Consider the following 25,430-nt stretch of genomic DNA (forward strand, 5'->3'; position numbering starts at 1 on the left):
CGACGGTTCCGGCAGCCGATCAAGGGAGGCGAAATCCGCGCTCGGCCTCGAACTGACGCTTCCAGTCCCGCCGCAGATCGCCGGGTCGTCGCTCGAAGCGCTCGTCGAGGAAGGCCGAAGCCTCGATGCGGTCGGTGCGGAAGTGGCGGAAGGCCTGCCGCCATTCACACCATGCCGCGAGCAGCCGGACGGTTTCGGCGTAGCCGACCATCACCGGCCAGACGACGCGCTCGCTCGCACGGCCAGCTTCGTCACGATAGCTGATGCGCACCTTGCACCCGGTGCGGATCGCGGCGCGCAGCCGCGCCATGTCGAGGCCATCGGCGGATGCGGGCCGCGTGGGGCCGGCGCTGACGCCCGGGTCAGCGATGAACGGGCGCAGGTGATCGGGGACGACCTCGGAAATCTTGGCGAGCAGGTTGCGTGCAGCGCTCGCCAGCCCCGGATCGCCCCGCATTGCGACCCACTGCGCACCGATCACCGCCGCTTCCAGTTCGTCGGCGCTGAGCATCAGCGGCGGCATGTCGTACGCGCCGTCGAGGACGTAGCCGACCCCAGCCTCGCCACGGATCGGCACGCGCTGCGCGATCAGGTCCGCGACGTCGCGGTAGACCGTGCGGACGGTCACTTCGAGTTCGCCCGCCAGCACCGCGGCCGTGATCGGACGCGCCGAGCGGCGCAGGATCTGGATGATCTGGAACAGGCGGTCGGCGCGGCGCATCGGCTCATCTCTCCTGACAGGATGCTGTCAGCAGGGTTCGGCTACGTCCATCCTCGGCGGGGACAAAACCGCACTTGCTCCGGAGAACGACGTGCATCTTGCCTCGACCCGTATCATCACCGCCGACGTCGACCGTCTCGTCAGCTTCTACGAGGCCGTGACGGGGCTTACCGCCACGCGCTACACGCCCGACTTCATCGAGATCCGCACGCCGGGCGCAACGCTGGCGATTGGGAGCACGCGTACGCTGGGCTTCTTCGGCGGGGACGCGGTCGCCGAGCCTGCAGCCAACCGAAGCGTCATCATCGAGTTCCGGGTCGGCGACGTGGACGCGGAACTCGCACGGATCACGTCCAGCATCGCCGTTGTGGTGGTGCAGCCGCCCACAACGATGCCGTGGGGTAACCGCTCCCTGCTCCTGCGTGACCCGGACGGCACGCTCGTCAATCTGTTCGCCCCCATGACGGCGGAAGCCAGGCAGCGCTTCGATCAAGGCTGATACGGAGACGGCGCGGGCCGTCGCATGCTGGGACCACCCTTGGCCCTGATGGGCGGCCCCGGCCTGACCGTGCCGGTCGCGAGGACCACGTCCGGCCGGCCATCGGGTGTGCCTGCGAGTGACCGCCTCGGCGACGACGCCCGAGCCCTCCTGGGGGCGCGTCTCATCGAGACTCTGAGCGGCGCGTCGACATCGCCATGACGCGTCATCGTGCTAACGTCGCGCTGCGGGATGGGGTACGCCCGTCTTCACCGCCTCGCCCGTGGAGTGCCCTCCCGCGCGACGCGCTGGTCTTCAGTCCTGCATGTTCGACGAACAAGGAGCACCACATGGGCGGCTGGCCTACGGATACCGGCTCTTACCACCTCGGTGATTTGCGGTTGCAATCGGGCGACATCCTCCCCGATGCACGTCTGACCTGGAAGACGCACGGTACGCTTTCCGCTGCCCGGGACAACGTCGTGCTCTATCCGACCAGCTATTCCGCCCAACACCCCGACCTGGAATGGTTGATCGGTCCTGACGGCGTGCTCGATCCCACGCGCTGGTTCGTCGTCATTCCCGACATGTTCGGCAACGGCCTCTCGACCAGCCCGTCGGGGACACCGGCCTGGCCCGGTCTCGTGACCACTTGGGACAACGTTCATGCCCAGCGACGCCTCCTGGCAGACATCTGGGGGATCGAACGGCTGCATGCCGTCTACGGCTGGTCGATGGGTGCGCAGCAGGCCTATCACTGGGCCGCCCTGTTTCCCGAGGCCGTCGAACGCGCGGTCGTCGTCTGTGGAAGCGCCCGGACGGCCACGCACAACCGGGTCTTCCTAAAGGGGTTGCTGGCGGTTCTGGAAGCCGCGCCGGAATACCGCGGGCCAGGGCGTTTCCTCTCTGAACCGAAGGCTGCGTTGCGGGCGTTCGGGCGCATCTATGCCGGTTGGGCGCTGAGCCAGGACTTCTATCGCGCCAACCTGCACGAGGTCGCCCTCGGCGCCCCGGATCTGGAGACGTTCCTGCGATCCGATTGGGAGGAGCGCTTCGCGCGCCGTCCCGCAGCGGACCTCTACGCGCAGCTCCAGACCTGGGAAGCGAGCGACATCAGTGCCAGCGATCGCTACGGCGGGGACCTGGACCGGGCGCTCGGAGCGATCACCGCCCGGGTCCTGCTCATGCCGGGGGAGACCGACCTGTACTTCCGCGTTGCCGACAACGCGGCCGAACGATCCCGGCTGCGCACCGCCGCGCTGACGCCGATCCCCAGCATCTGGGGACACCGGGCCGGCAATCCCGCCGGCATTCCGGCGGACGCCGCGTTCCTCAAGAACGCTGTCCGCGCCTGGCTCGAGACCTAGCGCGCGCGATCAGGCCCCGGCGCCCTCCGACGCCGGGGGCATGATCGACACGTGGGCGGCGATCACCTTCCACCCCTGCTCCGGGAAACGGAACCACGTCTGGCTCTGACGGCCGATCCCGGGCTTTCCCCGTGGCTTGAACTCGAGGTTCACCGTGGCGAGATCCGTGCCCACGGTCAGGATCTCGAGGCGAATGCGGGCCTCCTTGATGCCCCCGGGCACCGGGACGGCGGCGACGCGGGCGGCATGGATTGCCGCGAAGCCATAACCGTTCTCGTGGACAGCATAGCGGATCGTGTGGGGGCTATCCCAGAACGTGTCGTCCAGGACACCCACATCCTTGTCGATCAGCGCCTGCTCGTAGCGTTCGAACAGGGCGGACACTTCGGCGACCACGTGCGGCTGGTTCAGGCTGGCATCCATCGCTCATCTCTCCATAGCAACCGCGACCCGGATCAGGTCGAGATCCGTTCCGACACCCCCGATGATCGACAGGCCGACCGGGGCGTCCTGGTCCGTAGCGCCCGGAAGGTTCACCTGCGGCACACCCGTCAGGCCGCCATGGCTGGTGAGGCAGCTGATGCGTTCACGCAGCGGGTTGAGCAGGTGGAGGGGCAGTCCTTTGGGCGGCGCCGCGAACGGTGTCGTCGGCAGACACAGGATCGTGCCCGGCGGGAGGAGGAGGGCCATCCGCGCCCGCGCCTCGATCCGCATGAGGGTCGCGGCATTCCGCTCGGCCTCCGACATCATCGAGCCCTGGATGAGGGCCCGGGCGACGCCGAAGGCCATGCGGGGATTGCAGGTATCGATCCAAGGCGCGAACGTCGCCCAGGCCTCGCTTCCCTGCAGCACCCGCTGCGCCCGTTGCCAGACCGACAAGCCCTGCGGCGCCAAGGTCACGTCCTGCCGATGTCCGATCAGGCTCGCGAGCCGGTCGACCATGGGTGCCAGTGCGGCCTGCACCGAAGCGTCCGCGAAGCCGAAGGCATCGGTGGCGACGAGCAGGCGAGGGGGCAGGCGAGAGCGCAGGGTGGTCGGAAGCGGGTCGCCGAGCAGGATCTCGGCGACCCGGGACAACGTGCCAGCGTCGCGGGCGAACCATCCGCACGTATCGGAGGTCGGCGCCTGCGGGGCGATGCCGGTGAAGTCGACGCGACCATGGGTCGGGCGAATCCCGTAGAGTCCGCAGAAACTCGCCGGGACGCGCACCGAGCCGCCCGTGTCTGTTCCCAGGGCGAAATCGCACGCCCCGGCAGCCACGGCGGAGGCCGACCCGCTGGATGAGCCTCCGGGGACACGATCGGGCACGACCGGGTTCAGGGGGGTGCCGTCATGCGCGTTCTCGCCCAGGATGCCGAGCGAGACCTCGTCCGTAACGGTCTTCCCGACGACGGAGGCTCCGGCGTCCAGCAGGGACCGCACGACGGCCGCATGCCGGGTCGGCGTCGGATGGACACGCGGCCAGTCCGGATTGCCGCCGCCGGTCGGAATGTCGGCGACGTCGATCAGATCCTTGACCGCGAAAGTGAGACCGACAAGCGGACCCGACGGGGCCCCCGCGACCTTGGCCCGGGGTCCGGGCAGGAAGGCTTCGATGGCGTTTCCAGGGGGTGGGGTCATGCGTGTGTCCGCTCGTGAATGGGCCGGCTCGCCCGTTCCTGCCAGTCGGCGCCGGGTACGGCGGCGAACAGGGCGGCCGTGTAGGGATGCTTCGGCGACGCGTAGATCTCTGCCGTGGGGCCGACTTCGACCACAGCCCCCTGCCGCATCACGGCGATCCGGTCGCAGACCTGGAGGGCGACGCGCAGATCGTGGGTGACGAACAGCATGCTGAGCTGAAGCCGAGCCTTGATGTCGGCAAGAAGCGCGAGGATCTGGGCCTGCACCGAAACGTCGAGCGCGGAGACCGGTTCGTCGGCGACCAGGATATCCGGCCGGAGAGCGAGCGCGCGGGCGATACCGATCCGTTGGCGCTGGCCTCCGCTGAACTCGTGGGGAAAGCGTCGCGCGGCCGACGGATCGAGGCCGACCAGTCCGAGCAGCACGCGCGCTTCCTCCTGTGCCACCGCGGGCGTGGTGCCGTGGATGATCGGTCCCTCCGCGATGATGTCGATCACGCGCTGGCGCGGATCGAGGGAGGCGTAGGGATCCTGGAACACCATCTGCACGCGCTTGCGATGCGGGCGCATCTGGGCGCGGCTCAGGTCGGCGACGTTGTGGCCCGAGAGCAGGATTTCGCCGCCATCCACCGGCATGAGCCGGGTCACGGCGCGCGCCAGGGTGCTCTTGCCGGAGCCGCTCTCCCCGACCACTCCGAGGGTCTCCCCGCGCCGGAGTTCGACATCGACCTGGGCCAGCGCCCGGATCGCCCGGCCGCCGAACAGCCCGCGTGCCCCGTAGGCCTTCTCGATCTTACGTCCCTCCACGACCAGGGGTGCCGTACTCGCTGGCCGGACCGGAGGCGGCGCCAGCTTCGGCACGGCGGCGATGAGCGAGCGGGTATACGGATGCTGGGGGCGGCCGAGGACGTCCGCGACGCCGCCTTGCTCCACCAGCCGTCCCTTTTGCAGGACCGCCACGCTGTCGGCGATATCGGCGACCACGCCGAAATCATGCGTGATGAACAGGACCGAGGTGCCGTGCTCGCGTTGAAGGTCACGGATCAGGTGAAGGATCTGCGCCTGGGTGGTCACGTCGAGAGCCGTGGTCGGCTCGTCCGCGATCAGCAGGCGCGGTTTGAGCGCGAGCGCCATGGCGATCATCGCGCGCTGTCGCTGCCCGCCCGACAATTGGTGCGGGAACGCGCGAGCGAGGCGTGCCGGGTCCGGCAGGTGGACGCTGTCGAGAAGCGCGAGGATCCTGTCGCGACGCGCGGCGCGGCCGGTCGTCGTGTGAATGCGCAGGATCTCGTCGAGCTGGCGCCCGATCGTATGGAGGGGGTTCAAGGCCGTCATCGGCTCCTGGAAAATCATCGCGATCCTGGCGCCCCGGATCGCCCGCATCCCGCTCTCATCGATCGCCGCGAGGTCCTGCCCCTCGAACAGGAGGCGGCCGCCGACAATGCGGACATGCGGCTTCGGCAGCAATCCCAGGATCGCGCGCGCCACCATCGACTTCCCCGATCCACTCTCGCCGATCAGGCAGGTCACCGCCCCGGCCCGGAGGGCGAGGTCGACATCCGTCACGGCCTGGGCGCGGTCCGCTCCGGGCGGCAGGCCGATCGAGAGCTTCTCGATGTCGAGAACGGGGGTGGTCATCGCTCGCGCAGCCTCGGATTCAGGGCTTCGTTCAATCCATCGCCCACGAGATTGATGGCCAGCACCGTGAGCAGGATGGCGATGCCCGGGAAGGTGCAGATCCACCACGCCGAACGCAGAACCGCGCGGCCGGCGCTGATGATCAGGCCCCAACTCATCACGTTGGGGTCGCCGAGGCCGAGGAAGGCGAGCCCGGCCTCGATCAGGATCGCCGTGCCGATCAGCAGAGAGCCGACCGCGATGATCGGCGCGGTGCAGTTCGGCAGCATGTGCCGGAAGATGATCCGGGCGTCGCTGGCCCCGAGCCCCGTGCAGGCGAGGATGAACTCCCGGCCACCGAGGGCCGCGAACTCGCCCCGGACGAGGCGCGCGATGCCCGGCCAGGACACGGCCGCGATGGCGATGATCTCGCTCGTCACGGAGGGCGAGAGGATCGCCACGATCAGGATCGCGAGGACGAAGGCCGGAATGGTCTGGAAGAACTCGGTGACCCGCATGAGGACGATCTCGACGGCGCCGCGGTAGTACCCGGCCAATCCGCCGACGATCACGCCGAAGAGGATGGCGCCGAGCGTTGCGCCGACGCCGATCAGCAGGGAGGTGCGGGCGCCGTAGGCGATCTGCGCGGCGACGTCCCGCCCGAGGGTATCGGTGCCGAGCAGGAAGCGCCCGCCTGGTGGCTGGAGGGCAGGCCCGACGAGGCGGAATGGATCGCCTGGAAAGAGGGCTGGCGTCGCCAGGACCAGAAGCAGAAGCCCGAGCAGGATGGCCGCACCGAACAGGGCCATGCGGTTGCGGGCGAAGCGCGCGAGACCGGCGCCCATGCTCAGAGCTCCATTCGCGGATCGAGGGCGGTGTAGATGAGATCGACCGCGAGGTTCACCAGAACGACGAGGCAGGCCGACACGAAGAAGATCCCCAGCAGCAGGTTCAGGTCACGGGATTGCAGGGCGTTGAACGCCAGCGTGCCGATTCCCGGCCAGCCGAAGACCGTCTCGACGACGATGGACCCGCCGATCAGGTTGCCGGCCTGAACGCCCGCCATGGTCACGACGGGGAGAAGCGCGTTGCGCAGAACGTGCCCCGTCATGATCCGGGTTTCGGTCTGGCCCTTGGCGCGCGCCGTGGTGACGTAGTCCATGCCGACCTGCTCCAGCACGGAGGCCCGCATCACCCGGGCGTAGACGGCGAGATAGAACAGCGACAGGGCGATGGCCGGCATCACGAGATGGCGGGCAACGTCCCAAACCTGATCCCAGCCCTCGGTGTCGGCGCCGACCGTGTCGAAGCCGCTGGTCGGGAGCCAGCCGAGATGGATCGCGAAGACCACGATCATCATCAGGCCGAGCCAGAAGCCCGGCGTCGCGTAGGCGACGAGGCTCACGAGCGAGATGACGCTATCGCGCCACGAGTTCCGCCGTGTGGCGGCGATCAACCCCAGCAGGGTCCCGGCCACGAGGGCGGCCCCGAAGGCCGTCAGCATCAGCAGGCCCGTCGGCCAGAGCCGGTCGAGGATGAGGTCGGTGACCGGACTGTCGTTGCGGAACGAGTATCCAAGGTTCAGGTGCAGCATGTTCGTCAGGTAGACGAGGAACTGCGTGCCGAGCGGCTGGTCCAGCCCGAACTTCTGCCGCAACTGCTCCAGGTATTCGGGGCTCGCCGCACCGCTCTCGCCCGCCAGGACCGAGGCCGCGTCGCCGGGCGCGAGATGAATGAGGAAGAAGTTGAGCACGACGATGCCGAGCACCACCGGAATCGCCAGCAGGATCCGGTGGCCGAGATAGCGCGCGAGCCGCACGACGCTACTTGTCCATCCAGGCCCGCTCGAACGCCTGCTGCGTCCCCAGCGGACCTGTGGTGTGGTCGTGCAGCTTCGTGTTGAACACGCTGACGTATTGTACGTCGATCAGCCAGACCATCGGGCAGTCCTCGGCAAGGATCTGCTGAACTTTCTTGTAGATGTCGCCGCGCTTGATCGGATCTGGCTCGCGCATGCCCGCGTCGAGCATCCGGTCGACCTCCGGGTTGCTGTAGAACATGTCGTTGACGAAGGTGACGCCCTTGCGGATCTGCGACGTCAGGAACTGCTTGTTCAGGCCATAGACCGGATCGACGCCCTGGCTCAGGAACGGCTCGTTCAGGTCGTAGTCGTAGTTCGTGTAGACCCGCCGGAGCCACGTCGCCGTGTCCTCCGACCGCAGCGTCACGTCGATGCCGACCGGTGCCAGGGCCTGCTTCAGGTATTCGGCCTGCCGCAGCCATTGTTCGCCGAATGAATTGACCTCCAGATGCAGGCCGAAGCGCATGGAGTCGGCGCCGCGCGGCGCGCCGGCCTCGTCGAGCAGACGGTTGGCGATCTCGATGCGATCCGGAACGTCGAACCGTCGCAGGTCGTCCGTGTAGAGCCCGGCCGTCTTGAATTTGCGGCTGAGCGGACCGGTCGCGGGCTGGCCGTAGCCGTACATGACGTCCCGCAGGATGACGTTGCGATCGATCGCATAGGCGATCGCCTGGCGCACGCCCTTCTTCTGGAGTTGCGGGTGCCGGCCGTTGAGTTCGAGCACGCTCTGGGCCGGCGTCATCTCGTAGCCCTTGGTCGTCAGCCCCAGGATGGGATTGGACGTCATGCGTGCCAGGTCGGCGTAGTTCACCGCGCTGTAGGCGGCGAAATGGGCCTCGCCGGCCTCCATCGCCGCCGACCGGGTTCCCGCATCCGGGATGAAACGGGCGATGATGCGGTTGAGGTAGGGCAGGCCGGGTTTCCAGTAATGCTCGTTCCGATCGAGCCGCACGGACTGCCCACGCTCCCAACTCACGAACTTGAACGGCCCGGTGCCGATCGGTTTGTTGGCGCTGGGGTTCTGGAGGACATCGGTCCCCTCGAAGACGGACTTGCACAGGATCGGAAGGTCACGCCCGGACAGGGCCTTCATCAGGTACGGCGCCGGGTTGGCGAGGTGCAGAACCGCCGTCTGGGGATCAGGCGTGTCGACCGACGTCAGTTCCGTCAGCATCACCGGGGCGATCGGGTTGTACTTCTTCAGGACTTCCATGAACGAGTACTGCACGTCGGCGCTGGTGAACGGCTTGCCGTTGTGGAAGGTCACGCCCTCCTGCAGCTTGAAGGTGATGGTTTTGCCGTCGGGCGCGATCTCCCACGATCGGGCCAGGTTCGGTTGAGGGTTCAGGTCCCAGTCATAGGTGCACAGCCCCTCGTAGACCTGTGTCGCGATGGGCGGGATGTTGCCGGCGGTGACGGCGTAGTGCGCCAGCGTCGAAGGTTCGGGATGCACGATCATCACCATCGTGCCGCCCCGCCGGGGTTCGGCGGCGGCCACGTGTCCCGAGGCCGCCGCAAGGCCGACCGGGAGAGCGAGCACCGCGCGGCGGGAGAGCTTCGTCAGGTGTGGTGACTGAGACAAATCAGAGTACTCCAGGCGATAAGCGAAGGCTCAGCAAAACGGATGCCAGAACGACCGAGGATGTCTCCCCGAAACAAGGCGGCCGTGTTCGCCGTCAGTATTTGAGAAACAACAGCAAAATCCGCCTCCCGATGAAGACAATACGATGAGCGATGTCGTCTGCCGGCGCCCAATAATGAGATGGCTGCTCCCGTGACAGATCCGAAGGCCGCCCGCATCCCGCCAGCGTCGCGGGCGGCGGGTCGAACGGCTCCTGCCTCATCCCGGCTCCTCACGGTGTTCGATCCACCGCGCGAGAGCGGGCGCCAGACCTGCGGTCGCCTTGGCCCCGGGCCGCGCGAAGCGACCGGCGCGCGCCGGCGCGGGTGCCAGGCGGACCAGGGCCTGCGCCTGGCCCAGGGCCGCGGCGAGCGGGTCCACGAGGGGAACGGACATCTCTGCGCGAAGGCGCTTCGCGAGGCCCGTCAGGGGAGCGCCGGCGAGCACCACCACGTCGGCGCCGTCCTCCCGGATCGTTCGCCGGATCAGCTCGGCGATCTCGCCTTCCAACTCATGCTGGACCTCGGTGACCGAGCGGAACCCCACCCGGACGGCCCGCAGAGCCGAACAGCGCGCGCCGAGGCCGGCGAGTGCGACGGCATCCTCGTACCAGGGCAGCAGGGTGGGTGAGAAGGTGACGATGGCGAACCGCTGTCCGAGCATGCAGGCGGTGTGCATTGCGGCTTCCGCCATGCCGATCACGGGCAGGTCGAAGAGTTCCCGCGCCGCGATCAGGCCGGGATCGCCGAAGGCCGCGATGATGGCCGCGTCGTACCCCCGGCGATGCTCGGCCAGCATTTCGAGGACAGTGCTGCCGGCCAGTTGCGCCTCGGCCCGGCTCGCGATGTAGGGCAGGCCCCGGATCGCCGTGATGGCGGTCAGGTCGGTGTCGGGCGCCAGGGCTCCGGCGGCCTCCGTCGACATCCGCTCCGTCATCGCCGTGGAGGTGTTCGGATTGAGAAGCAGGATCTTCATGCCCGGGCGCGCTCCCACAAGGCCGTGATGGCGCGCTCGGCGTCGCGCCGGATCGTGTCGGCATCGGCGCGGGTGGGGCGGCCGTCCTCCACCACGACGGCGCCGTCGACCAGAACCATCTCGACGTCCCGTCCCTGCGCGGTGTGGACGAGGTTCCCGAGGGGATTGCGGTTCGGCGCCAGGTGCGGGCGGCGGAAATCGAAAACGACGAGGTCCGCCCGCTTGCCGGGCTCCAGGCTCCCGATCTCGTCCGCGAGTCCCATGGCGCGGGCGCCCGCCATCGTCGCCATGTCGAACACGGCCTCGGGTTGCCACTCCGCGGTGACCGCGCCGGCCTGGATGCGGCCCATGGCGAGCGCCCAGCGCATCACCTCCACCATATCCGCGTGCATGTTGTCGGTGCCGAGGGTCAGCCGTGCCCCCGCCGCGCGCAGGCGTGCGGTGGGGGCGATCGTTCCCCCCGTGGCATTGCCCTTCGCGATATGCGCGATGCCGATACCCGCACGCCCGATGCGGGCGATGTCGGCCTCGCTGACGTGGATGCAGTGGGCGGCGAGCAACCGATCGTCGAGAAGCCCGACCGCGTCGAGAAGTTCGGGCGGGCTCACCCCGTCCCGCTCGCGGATGCGGGCGACTTCGACCTTGCTCTGGGACAGGTGCGTCGTGACCCGCAGGCCGGTCGAGCGGGCCGCCTCCGCGATCCGCCGAAGGAACGGCGTCGAGCAGGTATCGGGCGCGTGCGCCGCGAGCTGGACGCCGATCCGAAGGTCACTGCGGCCCTCGTAGCGCGCGGCGAGGTCGAGCGCCTCCCCGAGGGTTTGGTCGCCGATAGCGTCCCGATGCACCCAGCGCCCCGTCGAGACGCCGCTGAAATCGACGTCGTGGATGCGGCCGCAGGACCAGACCCGGAGACCGAGCTCCGCCATCGCTGGGGTGATCACATCGGCATGCACGAAGGTATCGTTGATCAGCGTCGAGCCGAACAGCAGCGCCTCGAGGGCCCCGAGCCGAGCGATGGCGCAGGCCTCGTCCGGGGTCACCATGTGCCCCTGCGGGATGCCCGGCGTGTAGGCCGGGGCGAAGCCCAGATCCTCAGCGACGCCGCGCACCATGGCGAGGGTCGTATGCGTGTGGATGTTGACGAGGCCGGGCGTGATGACGCGTCCCGGCAGATGCAGGACACGGCGCACAACGGGCAGGGGCTCGCCGGCCGGAGCACGACCGATCCGCGTGATGCGGTTGGCCGTGATCCCGATGACGGCATCGGCGATCACCGGGTCGCGGGGGTTCGCCGTCAGCGCCGTGGCGCCCGTCAGCAGGAGGTCGAGCGGACGCATCGGGGTCATCGATTCCGCACGTGGGCGAGGAAGCGGCGCGTCGTCTCGTGCTGCGGCGCGGTGAAGAGGGCGTCGGGCGCGCCCTGCTCGACGATCGCCCCGTCCGCCATGAAGACCATGCGGTGGGCGACCTGCCGTGCGAAGCTCATCTCGTGCGTGACGACGATCATCGTCATGCCGTCGCGGGCAAGAGCGCGCATGACGTCGAGGACTTCGTGAACGAGTTCGGGATCGAGCGCGGAGGTCGGCTCGTCGAAGAGGATCAACTCCGGCTCCATGGCGAGCGCACGCGCGATGGCCACACGCTGTTGCTGGCCGCCGGAGAGTTGCCCGGGCCGCTTGTCCCGGTGGTCTGCGAGCCGAACCCACTCCAGGTGCGCCGCCGCGCGCGCCTCGGCCGTGGCCTTCAGTAGTCCCAGGGTCAGGCGCGGTCCCAGAGCGACGTTCTGCAAGGCGCAGAGGTGGGGGAAAAGGTTGAAGCGTTGGAACACGAAGCCGAAGCGTCGGCGCTGGCCGGCGATGTCTGCCTCACCGAAAGGCTTCCACCGTGTCCCATCCGGAGCTAGGCTGCCGCCGATGACGTCGCCCGCCAGGGTGATCGTGCCCGATGTGGGGGTCTCGAGCTGGTTCAGGCAGCGCAGCACCGTGGTCTTGCCCGAGCCCGATGGCCCGATCAGCACCACGGCCTCGCCCGCGCCGATCTCGAAGGAGACATCCTTGAGGACCATGCGGTCCCCGAACCGCTTGCACAGGTTCCGGATGGACAGCAGCGGCGCCGGCGCGGGGAGGGATGATCGTTCGGGCCCTACCATGCGGGGAGCTTCCGTTCGATCAATCTGGAGATGTAAGCCAGCACTGAAATGATGAGGTAGTAGTACAGCGCCAGCAACGCGAAGATCTCCAGTGGGGAAAAGTGTGACGCGATGATCGCCTGGCCGGAGCGGGTCAGCTCGTAGACGGAGATCACCGACAGCAGGGAGGTGTTCTTCACGAGGGTGATCAGGTCGTTGGTCAGCGCGGGCGTCATCGGGCGGATGGCCTGCGGCAGCAGGACGTGGAGCAGGATCTTGCCGCGGGTGAGCCCGATGGACTGCGCCGCCTCTGTCTGGCCCCGTTCGATCGAACCGACCGCGCCGCGCACGATCTCGGCGATATAGCCGGCACTGTTCAGCGAGAGCGCGATGACCCCCGACAGGTATTCGCCGGGCCGCCATCCGAGCATCGGAAGGCCGAAGAAGACGATGAAGATCTGGATGAGGAGCGGCGTTCCACGGATGAAGTCCACGTAGGCCCGAACGGCGAGGCGCGCCGGCGTAAAGCCGCCGAGGGCGATCAGGCCGAGCGCGACGCCCCCTGCCAACCCGAGGAGACCTGCGAGGGCGGCGATCCTCAGGCTCGTGAGGGCGCCCTGCGCCAGGAGTGGTATGGCCATCGCGACGACGGCCCAATCGATGCTCACGGCATCGCCTCAGGAGAAGGTCGGGATGTGGTCGGCGAGATCCATGCGGATGCCGAACCATTTCTCCTGCAGGGCGTAGATATCGCCGCTCGCCTTCAGGGCGGTGATCCGTGCGTCGAGGAACGCGATCAGCGCCGCATCCTCTTTCCGCACCCCGATACCGGCCCAGTTGCGGGGCCCGATATCGCGGACAACGGCATACCGTCCGGGCGCATCCTTGGTGACCTGCGTCAGGGTCGCAAGCGTGTTGATCACCCCATCGACGGAACCCTGAGCCAGTGCGAGATAGGCCGCGGGGTGATCGTCGTAGGTCTTGACCTCCGAGAATCCGGTGCCGGCGGCGGCCTTCAGCTTCGCGTCGGGCCCGGCCTTCATGGTGTCGCCGGCCGAGCCGAGCTTCACGCCGAGGATCTTGCCGGCCATCCCATCGAGGGAGCGGATTGCCTGGGCATCGGATGCGCGGACGAGGAGTTCCTGGGTCGCCTCCGCGTAGGGGATCGTATAGCCGACGCGCTGAACGCGCTCCTTGGTGTAGGTGAGCGAGGTCATGATCAGGTCGAAGTTGCCGGCGTAGAGGGCCGGGATCACGCCGGCCCAAGCCGTGTCCACCATCTCGACCATGACGCCGAGGGGTGCGAAGAGCAGCGCGGCGAGATCGACATCGTAGCCGACCACATTGCCGCCCTCGCGAAAGGTGAAGGGCCGGTACGCGGCCTCGCAGCCGACGCGCACGAGCCCGGCCCGGCGGATCGCTTCGAGCGTCGTCTCTGCTGCCGCCCAGGCCGATCGGCGCAAGGACACCGAGCCCAGGCCCGCGAGCCCCCCGACGCGCAGGAGCCCGCGGCGGTTCGGGTGCCTGAGGTGGATCTTCGCGACCATGGCAGTCTCGCAATCGGTTCGCCGGACAGGTGATCACCCCATCCAAATTGCATGCCATCGGTAAAAAGCGAGTATAATCAGCGAAGACGACGCGTGACTGGCAGGCACGCACGCCAGGTGGAAGGCCGCAGACCGAAGGGTGCGATGCCGACGGACATCCGGGGGACTGCGACTTCGCGACCGGGCGCGTGAGTTCGGGTCGGACGGTCAGTCCGAACTGGGTCGGTGGGTCTCGGAGCCGGTAAGGCACGTCTCGGCGGAATGCTGTTCGCTCGCCCCGTCCGCGGAAACCGCTGGCTGGCCCAGCGCGGTACGGACGGTTTCACCCGTCCTCCGAAGATGCTGCCGCCACACGGCACCGGCCGCGGGCGCATCGCAGGACCGGAATGCCGCCATCAGCGCCGCGTGCTCAGCAACGGACTCGCGCCAGCGCAGAGGGTCAACGATCGCCATGTAGCGTCCCCGTCGGGCCCGCAACAGGATCGACGCATGGGTCGCGATCAGGAGCGGGTTCCCGGACAGGCGAACCACGGCGTCGTGGATGGCATTGTTGAGCGCAAAGTAAGCATCTTTCTCCTGGTCAGCGTAATGCTTAAGCATTTGCGCATGCTGAAGCTCCAGAGCGATGATGTCGTCAGGGCATGCGCGAGCAACGGCCAACTCCGCGGCAAAACCCTCCAGGCCTGCGATCAGCTCGAACAGGTGCCCGGCCTCCGTGATCGTCATGGACATGACCCGCGCACCGCGATTTTGGCTGAGTTCGATCAGACCATCGGCCTCCAAAAGCTTCAAAGCCTCGCGCAGGGGCGTGCGCGAGACGCTCAAGCGTTCGCACAGCGTGCGCTCGACGATCCGGCTCCCCGCAGCCAGATCGCCACGAACGATCAGATCCCGCAGGGTGTCGGCGATCTGCCGGGCGAAAGGAACGCGGCGGGACAGCGGGATTGCGTCGGCAGGCGGGGCGGGCCGGGCCGGCTCGGCAGGGCGATCCATCTCAACGCATTCCCGGTCAGGCCTCAATCGGCGTTCGCGCAGGGAATACCCAGGGACGTCCTCATGGCAATCCGCATCGACCGGTGCGGTCGATGGCCCGTGGGTCAACCGCCACCGCCATTGCCTGCTGTTCAGGCTGACGTCAGGTCGAGCCTATCGGGCGACGAGCCCTTCGACGACTTCCTGGACCTCCAGCGCCTCGACGAAGGTGGCGAGCGCGTGCGGCTCGCCACGGGTCATCCGGACGACACCGTCGAGCTGACGCCGGAGGGCGACCAGCCGTGCCTGGTCGTTGGGCAACGCATCCGGTGCCGTCTCGAATTGTCCGTTCGGCCGTAGCCGCTCGGCGATCGACCAATCCCGCAGGCGAACCGCCCCGCTCTCGCCCAGGAGGGTCCAGGTGTTGTGGTCGTCCTGCCGGGTTCCACCGACTTGGCCGGTGACGAAGACCGGTACGTCGCCCGCTCGGAGCGTCGCCTGGATCGCCCGTTCGGAGCGGTGGGGCTCGGGAAAGTTGGCATTGCCCCGCAGCTCGCGCAGCGGGCCCACGAGACGTCGGGTCAGGAACAGGAAATGCGAGACGACTTCGCGCGTGAAGCCGCCCTCCCTGCGCGCGTCGAGCCAGGCCGCGGCGTCGGTCTGCCAGGGCCGCGGCCAATGCGCGAAGGCCACATCGATCACCAGACGACGCGGGGCGCCGATTGCGCCCTCGGCGATCCAGCGTGCGATGGTGGCCACCGCAGGAGAGGACGCGAACGGGAAGTTCACTGCGCCCACAGCGTCGCCCTCCGCCACGAACCGGCGTGCCTCTTCCAGGTCGACAGCGAGGGGCTTCTCCAGGAAAACGCTGCGCCCCGCGGCCGAGGCCCTCCGGGCGTAGCCGATATGCGAGCCGGGCGGCGAAGCCACGTAGACACACGTACTTGCCGCGATCAGCGCGTCGGCATCTGCCATCCTTGTCACCGCCGGAAACGTGCAGGCGATCCGGTCCAGCGAGGCGGGGGATGGATCCCAGATCCCGGCAACGCGCACGGGAATGTCCGTCTGAGCGGACACGACGCCGAGCATGCGTTCCCCCATGATGCCGGCGCCGATGATGCCGAGGGACAGAGCGTCTCGTGTCATGTGCAAACGGCCTTCTCGCGGGAATGTCCAGGCTGTATCTGCGTGAACGGTCTTGGTTCAGGAATCTACGTCCAGCCGGCGGCCCCAGCCGGGCGTGACGATGGTTGCCGGCGTTCATTTCAGAGGCTTGGAGCAAGTCAGCTGCCTGGAGCACCTCAGCTGCTTGGAGAAGTCAGCGGCTTGGAGAAAGACGCATGGCGGTCGGACTGCCCTGACGATTTGCCCGGGATTTCTGATCATCCGGCCTTTGGGGTCCGGTCCATCGATCATCCTCGTGACGGGCAGAGCTCGGGGGCTGACCTCATCCGAACTCCGATCGTTCCAGGTGGCAAGCGACGTGGCGTTCACCCGCAAGGCTGCGCAGCACCGGTCGCTCGACCCGGCAGCGCGCGATGGCATGGGCACAGCGCGGATGGAAGGCGCAGCCGGGCGGCGGAGCCAGGGGCGAGGGAGGCTCGCCGACGAGCCCCTGGAAGCGGCGCTTGCTCGGCACGAGCCGCGGCGTCTGCGCGAGGAGGCTGATCGTGTAGGGATGGGCCGGGGCGGCGAACAGTGCCTCCACCGGCGCCTCCTCGACGATGCGGCCGAGATACATGACCAGGACCCGTGTCGCCACGTGCTCGATCACCCCGAGATCGTGGCTGACGAACAGGTAGGTCAGCCCGAGATCGCGGCGCAGGTCGAGAAAGAGGTTGAGCACCTGGGCCTGGATCGAGACGTCGAGGGCCGCAACGGACTCGTCGAGGACGAGCATCTTCGGCTGCACCGCCAGCGCCCGGGCGATGCCGATCCGGGCTCGCTGCCCCCCGGAGAACTGGTGGGGGAAGCGGGCCATCGCATCTGGCCCGAGGCTCACGCGCGCGAGGAGGTCGGCGACGTAGTCTCGCTTGGCCCCGGCGCTCACGAGGCCATGGGCGACGGGCGCCTCGCCGACGATGTCGAGAACGCGCATGCGTGGATTGAGTGAGGCCGTGGCGTCTTGAAACACCATCTGCACGCTGAGCTGAGCGGCCCGGCGCTCGGTGGGGGTCATCTCGGTGAGATCCACGCCCGCGCGTCGGACGCGCCCGTCGCTCGGCACGTGGAGACCGGCCACGAGGCGGGCGAGCGTGGACTTGCCGCAACCGGACTCACCGACGAGCCCGACGACTTCGCCGGCGTCCACGCGCATGTCGATGTCCGAAACCGCCTGGACGCTGGTGGGTCGGCGGCGCTCGCCGAGCAGGCTGGCGATGCGGGCGGCGAGGGAGGGCGTTGTGCCGAAACGCTTCGACACGGATTCCAGGGTCACGAGGGGCTTCACGCGACGACGGTCTCGCTGAGAGGATACCGGCAGAGGGCCTCCCGGCCCGACCGGCGGACCAGGGGCGGAGGCTCGGAACAGTCGGGCCGGACGTTGAAGCAGCGGGGCGCGAAGGCGCAGCCCGGTGGACGTCGGCCCAGCGGCGGGGCGAGGCCAGGGATCTGCGCCAAGCGGGCGCCGCGCTTGTTGCGGCTCGGGGCCGAGCCGATCAGTCCGGCGCTGTAGGGGTGGAGCGGCGCCTCCACAACCTCGGCCACCGGACCGGCCTCGACGACCCGACCCGCATACATCACGAGGAGCCGGTCGGCGAGACCGGAGACCACCGCGAGGTCGTGGGTGATCCAGATCAACGCGGTGCCCATCTCGGCACACAGATCCTGCGCCTCCGCCAGTATCTGGGCCTGGATCGTCACGTCGAGCGCGGTGGTGGGTTCGTCAGCGATGAGGAGGGCGGGGCGATGCAGCAGCGCGATGGCGATGGCGATCCGCTGGCGCATGCCGCCCGAGAGCTGGTGCGGGTAGGCCCCGAGGCGCTCGTCGGGCGCGGGGATGCCAACGCGCACCAGCGCCTCGCGGGCGCGGGCGCGGGCCGCCTTCGCCGAAACTCGCTCGTGGGCGGTGATCGCCTCGACGATCTGGGTTTCCACCCGGAGTACTGGGTTCAGGGTGGTCATCGGGTCCTGGAAGATCATCGCCATGCGGGCGCCGCGCAGGCGCCGAAGCTCGGCCTCGGACAGGCCCATGAGATCGCGGCCCTCGAAGACGATCCTTCCTCCGGCGACACGGCCCGGAGCGTCGATCAGGCCCATGAGGGCAAGCCCGGTGACGGATTTGCCGGAGCCGGATTCGCCGACGAGCCCCACCACCTCGCCGCGGGATACGGACAGGTCCAGCCCCTGGACCGCCAGGTGTTCCCGGCCGCCGGCCCGAAAGGCGACCTGAAGGTTCTCGACGGCGAGGACGGGCGCGTTGGCCGGCGGTGTCCGGTCCGGCGCGCTCACGCGGAGAGCCTGGGGTTGAGCACGTCGCGCAAACGGTCTCCCACGAGGTTGATGGCCACGATGACGGCGACGAGGGCAAGGCCCGGAAAGGTCGAGATCCAGTACTTGCCCGAGAGCAGGTAGTCGTAGCCGTTCTTGATCAGAAGCCCGAGGGAGGGTTCGGTCACCGGCACGCCGACGCCGAGGAAGGAGAGCGTGGCTTCGAGGGCGATGGCGTGGGCCACCTGCATGGTCGCGACCACGATCACCGGAGCCAGACAGTTCGGCAGGAGGTGCCGGAAGATCAGGCTGGTGCGCGGGAGCGCGAGCGCCCGGGCCGCCTCCATGTACTCCCGGCGCCGTTCCACCAAGGCCTGGGCCCGGATCGCCCGAGCGTAGTAGGCCCATTGCACGGTCACCAGGGCGATCACCACCTTGTCGATGCCCCGCCCGAAAGCGGCGAGCAACACGAGGGCGATCAGGATCGCGGGGAACGAGAGCTGCAGGTCGACCAGGCGCATCAGCACGGCGTCCAGCCGCCCGCCCGCATTGGCTGCGAGCACGCCGATGCAGGAGCCGACGGACGCGGCGATGAGTGTCGCCGAGAGGCTGACGACGAGCGAGACGCGCAGCCCGTAGACGATGGCCGACAGCATGTCGCGCCCCTGGGCATCGGTTCCGAGCCAGTAGGTGAGCCCGGCGAAGCTCCGGCTTCCAGGCGGCTGCGTGCCATCCATGACATCGAGGCTCGCAAGGTCGTAGGGATCCTGCGGCGTGATCCAGGGCGCCAGCGCTGCCACCAGGGCCACGGCCACCAGGATGACGAGGCCGAGGCCGGCCGCGGGGGAGCGGAAGAACGCGCGAGCGTGGGCGCGCCAGACCGGATCCGCCCGGTACGGGACCGGCTCTTCCGGGAGAGTGGCCGCGGGCGTCATGCGTCCGTTTCCGCGAGGCGCACCCGTGGGTCGAGGGCGGCATAGATCAGATCGATGACGAAGTTGATCAGCACGAACAGACACACCGTCAGCATGAGGTAGGCGACGATCACCGGCCGGTCGAGGCGGTTGATCGAATCAATCAGCAGCTTGCCGATGCCGGGCCAGGCGAACACCGTCTCGGTGACCACCGCGAACGCGATCATCGAGCCGAATTCCAGCCCGATCACGGTGACCACGGGCAGCAGGATGTTCTTGAGGACATGAACGCCGACGATGCGGGCCGGCCGCAATCCCTTGGCGCGGGCAAACCGGACGTAGTCCTGCAGCATGGCCTCACGGGTTCCGGCCCGGGCGAGGCGGATCACCACCGCGAGCTTGAACAGGGCGAGGTTCACGGCCGGCAGGATGAGGTGGCGAAGGCCGTCGAGGGTGAGGAAGCCGAGATCGAGCCCGAGGACGCGCACGGTCTCGCCACGCCCCCCGGCCGGCAGCCAGCCCAGCGTCACCGAAAAGATCAGGACCAGCATCAGTCCCTGCCAGAAGTTCGGCAGGGAGAAGGCCAGGATGGACCCGCCCATGATCGCCTTGTCGGTGGCCTTTTCCGCGCGCAGGCCCGCCCAGAGTCCGAGGGGCAGGCCGAGGGCGATCGCGATGAAGAGCGCTGTGAAGGCGAGTTCCAGGGTCGCGGGGAGCCGCTGCAGGATCACCGTGAAGGCCGGCTCGTTGTAGACGAACGAGCGGCCGAGGTCGCCGTGCAGCGCGCGCCAGACGCAGGTGGCGAACTGCATCCAGAGGGGCTGGTCGAGGCCGAGGCGTCGGCTGATCTGCGCGCGTTCGTCCGGCGTCGCGTCCGGTGCGGCGAGCACGTCGATCGGGTCGGCGATGGCATAGACGCCGAGAAAGACCAAGGTCGCCATGGCAGCGACCGTGAGCACCGCCTGGCCGAAACGCTGGATGAGGTAGGTCAGCACGGGCAGGGCTGCTCCCGAGGATCGACCGTCACGGGGTCAGTTCCACGTTCATCACCAGCGTGTACTGATCGATGCGCGGCACGTAGCGCAGGCCCTTGGCCGTGGCCCAGGGCGTCACCTCGAAGTGAAGCGGGATCAGCGGGTAGTCCTTCATGGCAAGCGCCGAGGCCTGCCGAAGCAGATCCTCGCGCTTCGCCTCCTCGAAGGTCGCCATCGCCTCGACCGTCAGTCGGTCGACCTCGCGGTTGCAGTAGCGCCCGCGATTTGTGAAGCCGAGCCCCTTCACCGGGTCGAAGCACAGCAGCAGCGAGTTCAGGGAGTTCGACATGTCGCCCGAGTCCGCTCCCCAGCCGGAGAGATAGGCCGAGAACTCGAACTTGTTGCGCCGGGTGAAGAAGGTCGAAGCCGTGGAGGCGTCGATGCCGGTCCTCACGCCGATGCGGGTCCACATCTGCGCGATGACCTGCGCCACCTTCTCGTCGTTGATGTAGCGGTCGTTCGGCGTGCCGAGCGTGATCTCGAACCCGTTCGGATAACCGGCTTGCGTGAGCAGGTCCTTGGCCCCCTTGGGGTCGTAGGGCACGATCGGGAAGTCCTTGGTCGTGCCGGAGAGCGGGTAAGGCAGGATCTCGCCCGCCGCCTGCGCCACTCCGCCCATCACCCGCTCGACGATGGCCTTCCGGTCGACCGCCTTGGAGAGGGCTTCCCGCACGCGAACGTCACGCAGGGGGTTCCGGTCGGTGCCCTTGATGGTCGGGGTCTTCCAGTCCGGCCCATCGAACTGGTCGAGATGGACGTAGATGATGCGGTTCGACAGCCCCTTGGTCACGGTGAACCCGGCCCCCTCGATCCGGGGCAGGTCCTGGATCGCCGGGCTCTCGATAAGATCGACGTCGCCGGCGAGCAGCGCCGCGACCCGCGGTCCCGTCGAGGGGATCGGCTTCATCGTCACCTTGTCGAAGGCGGACTTGGGTCCCCAGTAGGACGGGTTCGGCGCCAGCACGATCTGCGTGCCGCGGACGTATTCCCGCAGGACGTAGGGGCCGGTGCCGACCGAGACCTTCGGATCGGCGAAGTCGGTGGACCGCGGCGGCGTCCCCATGCCGGTGCAGCCGCCCTTGGCGAAGGTCACCGCGCCCGCGGCCCCCGACGCCTTGGCGCTCAGCATTCCGAGCGCCGTAAGGTTCGTCGGCAGAAGCGGCAGCGGACCGTCGGTGGTCACCACCACGGTGAGCGGATCAGGCGCCTCGACCCGCGTGAAGGGTTTGACGAAGGTGGCGAAGGACGAGGGCGAATTCTCGACCAGCGGGATCCGGCAGAAGGTGTAGATCACGTCCTGCGCCGTGAACGGCGTGCCGTCCGAGAAGGTCACGCCCGGCCGCAGCTTGAACTCCCAGGTAGTCGTATCCCGCGGCGTCCACGACAGGGCGAGCGAAGGCTTGAGCCTCATCTGGGCATCCGTATCGACGAGCGACTCGAAGATGTGCCGGCGCAAGGCGTTGTTGGGCCCGAGGTTGTGGAAGTGCGGATCCATCGAGGTCGGCTCGGCGCTCAGGCCGACCCGAAGGTCCCGCGCCTGCGCCGCATCGCCCGCGAGGGCGACGACACCCGAGATGGCGACGATACCCGAGATGGCGAGGCCGGCCACGGCCCGAATCCAGCACAGGCCGGGGGTCCGCCCGGCAGTCTCCGGCGTCTGCGTCATCAAGGATGTCCGTCGTGGATCGTGAAACGGCGTGAGGCACGGGCAGGGCCGAGCCCAGCGGCAGCAAGGTCTGCCTCTCTGGGCCGGAAGCGTCAATCATGCCAAACCGTGACGCGACGGTCCAAACGTCTTTGCAGACGAACGTCGACTGATCCGTTACCAAGGCGGTTGCTTACCGCTCCGGCGACCGCTGCCCGGACTCGGGTTTCGGATCGGGCCCGGGGTTTCCGCCGGGCTTCGGAGTCGTGGGACCGGCGATCCGCGTTTCGGCACCGGCCCGGATCCGACAGGTCGCCACACACTGCTCCGGCACACGATCGAAAGCCATGACGTGAAAGCCATGACGCGACAGACCTGGACAACGTCAGATGCCCCCTCGCGAGCGGAGGTGCCCGATAGCGTCGCGTTTCTCGCCACGCTCGTCGCTTTCGACACAGTCAGCACGCGCTCGAACCTACCGCTGATCGACTGGGTGGAAGCCTTCGCCCGTGGTCATGGGGCCGCGGTGGAGCGGGTCCCGGACGCCTCCGGCAACAAGGCGGCTCTCTGGATCAGCGTCGGGCCCGGGGACAAACCCGGTTACGTGCTCTCGGGCCACAGCGACGTGGTCCCGGTCGAGGGCCAGCCTTGGTCGTCCGATCCCTTCGTCCTGCGCGAGGAGGCAGGGCGCCTCTACGGTCGCGGCACCTCCGACATGAAGGGCTTCCTCGCCGTCTGCCTCGCTGCATTGCCTGCGATGATGACGGCGGGGCTCTCGACACCGATCCATCTCGCGATTTCCTACGACGAGGAAATCGGCTGCCTCGGCGTCCGCCCCCTCATCGCGCGGATGCTGGAACGGGGCCTGCACCCGCGCGGCTGTTTCGTCGGCGAACCGACAGGAATGGAGGTGGTCGTCGGCCACAAGGGGAAGTCTGCTGCGCGCGTCACCTTCCGGGGCCTCGCCTGCCATTCGGCATTGGCCCCGCAGGGCGTCAATGCGGTGGAGTACGCGGCCCGCTTCATCGAGCATGTGCGGCTCTCGGCCGAGGCACTCGTTCGTGACGGGCGGCGGGACGCACTCTACGACGTGCCCCACACCACGGGCCTGTCCAGCGTCGTCCGAGGCGGATCGGCGCTCAATATCGTGCCAGAAACCTGCTCGGTGGAGTTCGAGTACCGCGCGATCGGTGGCGACGATGCGGCGGCCCTCGCGGCGGCGGCGATCGCCTATGCCACGGACATCTTGGCGCCGATGATGCAGGCCGTCGATCCTGCCTGCGGCGTCGCGATAGAGCCGCTGATCGACTATCCGGGCCTTGAGACCCGCCCGGAGGCCGAGATCGTCACCCTGGCCAAGACGCTCGCCGGCCGAAATGGCCACGCCAAAGTTTCCTACGGAACCGAGGCCGGCCTGTTCGAGGCGCTGGGCAACACGCCGAGCGTGGTGATCGGCCCGGGCTCCATCGCGCGCGCGCACAAGGCGGACGAGTATGTGACCCGCGACGAACTCGAAGCCTGTGCAGCCTTTATCCATCAGCTCATCGCGCACAGCTGCCTCTGAAAGGGAACAAGCCCGTTTTCGTCGATGCCGGCAGAAGTCATGACGGCATAAACTTCAGCTCAAACCTCTTAAAGCCACGATGAAAACACGCTTGGCATTAGTCCTGGCGAACATGAGTCCTGGCGAAGCAGGAACTTTCCTGTCCGCGAAGATCACCCAGCGTCTCAACATCAGCCATGACAGGCGGGCGACGGGCCGTGGCCGCTGTGGGTTCGCGAGCGGGGGACGAGACGGCGCTGTGGTCAGGCGATCTCTCCTCGCTCGGCTCGGAGCCCGAAGGTGGATGGGCGGCGCGAAGCGGCCGAATTCACCTCTGCACGAGGCTTGCAGGGTTCGGGCGCTCAGAGGCCGGACCCTGCAATGACCAAAATCGATACGGACGCTTTCCTCGCCGACCTGTACGCCTTGCGCGAGATCGGCCAGTTCCGGACCGGTGTTCACCGGCCCACCTTTTCGCCTCAAGATATGGAATCGCGCCGCTGGCTGATGGCGCGACTCGAGGGATGCGGACTTGAGGCATCGATCGATGAAATCGGCAACGTCCTCGGGCGTCATCGCGGCCCAGGCCCCCCCCCTCGTAGGCAGCCACATCGAGACCCAGAACGAGGCTGGCTGGCTCGACGGGGCGCTCGGCGTCGTCGCCGGCTTGGCGCTGGCCCGGGCCAGCCTTCCGGTCGACGTCGTCGCCTTCGCGGACGAAGAGGGGCACTTCTCCGGCGGCTTCCTCGGGAGCCGCTCAGCGATCGGTGACCTGACCGAGGCCGAGATCGACGCCGCCCGCAACCGTACAGACGGGACGCCCCTGCGCGCGGCCCTCGAATCGGCCGGTCTCGCGGGGCAACCGCGGACGCGATTGGATCCCGCCCGCTACCGCGGCTTTCTGGAACTGCATATCGAACAGGGCACGCAGCTGGAGTCCGCCGGCCTGCATCTCGGCGTGGTCAGCGGCATCGTGGCGATCTGGCAGTTCCGGATCGTTTTCGAAGGTCATCAGGACCATGCCGGCGGCACCACCATGGCCGAGCGCCGGGATGCCGGGCTCTCGGCGGTGCGCCTGCTTGCGGCCATCGACCGGGAATTTCCGAAGGTCTGCGGCCCGCGCAGCACCTGGACGACGGGCCGGATCACCCTGGATCCCGGCGGCTACAGCATCATCCCAGGCCGCGCCGAGGTGGCCTTCCAGTTTCGCGACGTATCAATTCCGGTGCTGGAGCGGATGGAGGCTTGCCTCGACGCGCTGGTGCGCGAGTCGAACCGGCGGGAGCGCTGCACCGCCACGCTCCTCGCGCTGTCGAAGGCGATCCCCGCCCCTTGCGACCCCGACCTGATGCGAGCCCTCTCGGAGGCTGCCGAGGAGGTCTGCCCCGGCCTCTGGCAGGTGATGCCCTCGGGGGCCGGCCACGACGCCCAGAACGTCGCCCGCATCCTCCCGGCCGCGATGCTGTTCGTCCCATCGATCGGCGGCATCAGCCACCATTGGGCGGAGAATACCACCGACGGGGATTTGGCCTTCGGCGTGCGCGCGCTCGGAGCGGCAGTGGAGCGGGTGCTCGCCGGCTGATTTCGCCCGGTGTTTCCGGAGTTCCCGTCGACCGTCCAGCCGCTTGGCCTGCTCCCGTCCGCGAGGGCGCGGATCGCGGCTGGGTCAACCGCACCGTGGGTTTCCTCTCGACACAGCGCGTGCAAGGCGCGGATGTCCGGAGCAACCGGGAACATGGCGCTGGTCCGGATCAGGACTCGCACCCAGCTCGGGGAACCGATCTGTGCCTCACCGCGCCTCGAGGCACCATCCATGAGGGAGACGGCGATATGGCTCTGATTCGAGCGGTGCGCACGCGTATCGTGCGCGTGCGCTGTGGGGACGATGCGATACGGTCGTCGGTCACCCACGCGCCTTCGGATCGTTGCCCGTGCCTGTGGTTGAGGACGCCAACCCGA

Annotated in this window: 22 protein-coding genes and 1 pseudogene; 4 read left to right on the forward strand and 19 right to left on the reverse strand. The window is 68.3% G+C overall.

Annotated elements, in window-relative coordinates; all coding sequences use genetic code 11:
* Positions 1-19: 19 nt before the first annotated feature.
* Positions 20-721, reverse strand: a complete 702-nt coding sequence (locus tag CRT23_RS18280) for a YafY family protein (RefSeq protein ID WP_103710875.1) — start codon at positions 719-721, stop codon at positions 20-22.
* A 91-nt stretch (positions 722-812) separates the two neighbouring features.
* On the opposite strand from CRT23_RS18280, the gene CRT23_RS18285 reads away from it, so the two are divergent.
* Together CRT23_RS18285 and CRT23_RS18290 are read left to right on the forward strand one after the other, a co-directional pair.
* Positions 813-1,220, forward strand: coding sequence for a VOC family protein (locus CRT23_RS18285; protein WP_103710877.1), 408 nt, complete (start codon positions 813-815; stop codon positions 1,218-1,220).
* A 329-nt stretch (positions 1,221-1,549) separates the two neighbouring features.
* Complete coding sequence (locus CRT23_RS18290) at positions 1,550-2,566, forward strand: alpha/beta fold hydrolase (RefSeq protein WP_103710879.1); 1,017 nt, start codon at positions 1,550-1,552, stop codon at positions 2,564-2,566.
* 9 nt (positions 2,567-2,575) lie between these two features.
* Here CRT23_RS18290 and CRT23_RS18295 read toward each other — a convergent pair whose 3' ends face one another.
* From CRT23_RS18295 to CRT23_RS18380, 18 genes are all read right to left on the reverse strand, one after another.
* Complete coding sequence (locus CRT23_RS18295; RefSeq protein ID WP_055958659.1) at positions 2,576-2,989, reverse strand: AtzH-like domain-containing protein; 414 nt, start codon at positions 2,987-2,989, stop codon at positions 2,576-2,578.
* 3 nt (positions 2,990-2,992) lie between these two features.
* Complete coding sequence (locus CRT23_RS18300) at positions 2,993-4,186, reverse strand: amidase (RefSeq protein ID WP_103710880.1); 1,194 nt, start codon at positions 4,184-4,186, stop codon at positions 2,993-2,995.
* Positions 4,183-5,823 (reverse strand): dipeptide ABC transporter ATP-binding protein, encoded by a 1,641-nt coding sequence (locus tag CRT23_RS18305; protein WP_103710882.1) that lies wholly within the window; start codon positions 5,821-5,823, stop codon positions 4,183-4,185. The genes CRT23_RS18300 and CRT23_RS18305 overlap by 4 nt, the downstream gene beginning before the upstream one ends.
* Complete coding sequence (locus tag CRT23_RS18310; RefSeq protein ID WP_103710884.1) at positions 5,820-6,647, reverse strand: ABC transporter permease; 828 nt, start codon at positions 6,645-6,647, stop codon at positions 5,820-5,822. Before CRT23_RS18310 ends, CRT23_RS18305 begins: the two co-directional genes overlap by 4 nt.
* A 2-nt stretch (positions 6,648-6,649) precedes the next feature.
* On the reverse strand, positions 6,650-7,621 hold the full coding sequence (locus tag CRT23_RS18315; RefSeq protein WP_103710886.1) for an ABC transporter permease: 972 nt from the start codon (positions 7,619-7,621) through the stop codon (positions 6,650-6,652).
* Between the two features lie 4 nt (positions 7,622-7,625).
* Positions 7,626-9,245: an ABC transporter substrate-binding protein gene (locus CRT23_RS18320; protein ID WP_146056418.1), complete on the reverse strand. Its 1,620-nt coding sequence runs from the start codon at positions 9,243-9,245 to the stop codon at positions 7,626-7,628.
* 258 nt (positions 9,246-9,503) lie between these two features.
* Positions 9,504-10,259, reverse strand: a complete 756-nt coding sequence (locus CRT23_RS18325) for an aspartate/glutamate racemase family protein (protein ID WP_103710890.1) — start codon at positions 10,257-10,259, stop codon at positions 9,504-9,506.
* Positions 10,256-11,596, reverse strand: coding sequence for an amidohydrolase family protein (locus CRT23_RS18330; RefSeq protein WP_210202089.1), 1,341 nt, complete (start codon positions 11,594-11,596; stop codon positions 10,256-10,258). The genes CRT23_RS18325 and CRT23_RS18330 overlap by 4 nt, the downstream gene beginning before the upstream one ends.
* 5 nt (positions 11,597-11,601) lie before the next feature.
* Positions 11,602-12,324 (reverse strand): amino acid ABC transporter ATP-binding protein, encoded by a 723-nt coding sequence (locus CRT23_RS18335; RefSeq protein WP_280951992.1) that lies wholly within the window; start codon positions 12,322-12,324, stop codon positions 11,602-11,604.
* A 77-nt stretch (positions 12,325-12,401) separates the two neighbouring features.
* Positions 12,402-13,055 carry an amino acid ABC transporter permease gene (locus CRT23_RS18340; RefSeq protein WP_245436335.1) on the reverse strand — a complete coding sequence of 218 codons (654 nt, stop codon included), beginning with the start codon at positions 13,053-13,055 and terminating at the stop codon, positions 12,402-12,404.
* Positions 13,056-13,064: 9 nt separating this feature from the next.
* A complete protein-coding gene (locus CRT23_RS18345) occupies positions 13,065-13,934 on the reverse strand; it encodes a transporter substrate-binding domain-containing protein (RefSeq protein ID WP_103710896.1) in 870 nt (289 codons plus the stop codon).
* A gap of 207 nt (positions 13,935-14,141) precedes the next feature.
* Positions 14,142-14,927 carry a GntR family transcriptional regulator gene (locus tag CRT23_RS18350; protein WP_103710897.1) on the reverse strand — a complete coding sequence of 262 codons (786 nt, stop codon included), beginning with the start codon at positions 14,925-14,927 and terminating at the stop codon, positions 14,142-14,144.
* Positions 14,928-15,080: 153 nt separating this feature from the next.
* The gene (locus CRT23_RS18355) at positions 15,081-16,052 is read right to left on the reverse strand and encodes a Gfo/Idh/MocA family oxidoreductase (protein ID WP_103710899.1); all 972 of its coding nucleotides are present in this window, start codon (positions 16,050-16,052) and stop codon (positions 15,081-15,083) included.
* Positions 16,053-16,353: 301 nt separating this feature from the next.
* The gene (locus CRT23_RS18360; RefSeq protein ID WP_245436337.1) at positions 16,354-17,355 is read right to left on the reverse strand and encodes an oligopeptide/dipeptide ABC transporter ATP-binding protein; all 1,002 of its coding nucleotides are present in this window, start codon (positions 17,353-17,355) and stop codon (positions 16,354-16,356) included.
* Positions 17,352-18,356, reverse strand: a complete 1,005-nt coding sequence (locus tag CRT23_RS18365) for an ABC transporter ATP-binding protein (RefSeq protein WP_103710901.1) — start codon at positions 18,354-18,356, stop codon at positions 17,352-17,354. Before CRT23_RS18365 ends, CRT23_RS18360 begins: the two co-directional genes overlap by 4 nt.
* Complete coding sequence (locus tag CRT23_RS18370; protein ID WP_103710903.1) at positions 18,353-19,270, reverse strand: ABC transporter permease; 918 nt, start codon at positions 19,268-19,270, stop codon at positions 18,353-18,355. Before CRT23_RS18370 ends, CRT23_RS18365 begins: the two co-directional genes overlap by 4 nt.
* Complete coding sequence (locus tag CRT23_RS18375; RefSeq protein ID WP_103710905.1) at positions 19,267-20,244, reverse strand: ABC transporter permease; 978 nt, start codon at positions 20,242-20,244, stop codon at positions 19,267-19,269. The genes CRT23_RS18370 and CRT23_RS18375 overlap by 4 nt, the downstream gene beginning before the upstream one ends.
* A gap of 28 nt (positions 20,245-20,272) precedes the next feature.
* Positions 20,273-21,949 (reverse strand): ABC transporter substrate-binding protein, encoded by a 1,677-nt coding sequence (locus CRT23_RS18380; RefSeq protein WP_103710907.1) that lies wholly within the window; start codon positions 21,947-21,949, stop codon positions 20,273-20,275.
* Positions 21,950-22,337: 388 nt separating this feature from the next.
* Between CRT23_RS18380 and argE the strand changes: the two genes are divergently transcribed.
* Both argE and CRT23_RS18390 read left to right on the forward strand, forming a co-directional pair.
* Positions 22,338-23,492, forward strand: coding sequence for an acetylornithine deacetylase (argE, locus tag CRT23_RS18385; RefSeq protein WP_245436339.1), 1,155 nt, complete (start codon positions 22,338-22,340; stop codon positions 23,490-23,492).
* Positions 23,493-23,852: 360 nt separating this feature from the next.
* Positions 23,853-25,053: pseudogene (locus CRT23_RS18390) on the forward strand (Zn-dependent hydrolase).
* Positions 25,054-25,430: the final 377 nt, after the last annotated feature.

The organism is Methylobacterium sp. V23 (assembly GCF_002917135.1).
GTDB lineage: Bacteria > Pseudomonadota > Alphaproteobacteria > Rhizobiales > Beijerinckiaceae > Methylobacterium.

Coding starts and splice junctions, on each gene's coding strand:
- CRT23_RS18280 (WP_103710875.1), bottom strand. CDS start 721: ATGCGCCGCGCCGACCGCCTGTTCCAGATCATCCAGATCCTGCGCCGC.
- CRT23_RS18345 (WP_103710896.1), bottom strand. CDS start 13,934: ATGGTCGCGAAGATCCACCTCAGGCACCCGAACCGCCGCGGGCTCCTG.
- CRT23_RS18290 (WP_103710879.1), top strand. CDS start 1,550: ATGGGCGGCTGGCCTACGGATACCGGCTCTTACCACCTCGGTGATTTG.
- CRT23_RS18310 (WP_103710884.1), bottom strand. CDS start 6,647: ATGGGCGCCGGTCTCGCGCGCTTCGCCCGCAACCGCATGGCCCTGTTC.
- CRT23_RS18370 (WP_103710903.1), bottom strand. CDS start 19,270: ATGACGCCCGCGGCCACTCTCCCGGAAGAGCCGGTCCCGTACCGGGCG.
- CRT23_RS18305 (WP_103710882.1), bottom strand. CDS start 5,823: ATGACCACCCCCGTTCTCGACATCGAGAAGCTCTCGATCGGCCTGCCG.
- CRT23_RS18300 (WP_103710880.1), bottom strand. CDS start 4,186: ATGACCCCACCCCCTGGAAACGCCATCGAAGCCTTCCTGCCCGGACCC.
- CRT23_RS18295 (WP_055958659.1), bottom strand. CDS start 2,989: ATGGATGCCAGCCTGAACCAGCCGCACGTGGTCGCCGAAGTGTCCGCC.
- CRT23_RS18350 (WP_103710897.1), bottom strand. CDS start 14,927: ATGGATCGCCCTGCCGAGCCGGCCCGGCCCGCCCCGCCTGCCGACGCA.
- CRT23_RS18325 (WP_103710890.1), bottom strand. CDS start 10,259: ATGAAGATCCTGCTTCTCAATCCGAACACCTCCACGGCGATGACGGAG.
- CRT23_RS18330 (WP_210202089.1), bottom strand. CDS start 11,596: ATGCGTCCGCTCGACCTCCTGCTGACGGGCGCCACGGCGCTGACGGCG.
- CRT23_RS18355 (WP_103710899.1), bottom strand. CDS start 16,052: ATGACACGAGACGCTCTGTCCCTCGGCATCATCGGCGCCGGCATCATG.
- CRT23_RS18380 (WP_103710907.1), bottom strand. CDS start 21,949: ATGACGCAGACGCCGGAGACTGCCGGGCGGACCCCCGGCCTGTGCTGG.
- CRT23_RS18335 (WP_280951992.1), bottom strand. CDS start 12,324: ATGGTCCTCAAGGATGTCTCCTTCGAGATCGGCGCGGGCGAGGCCGTG.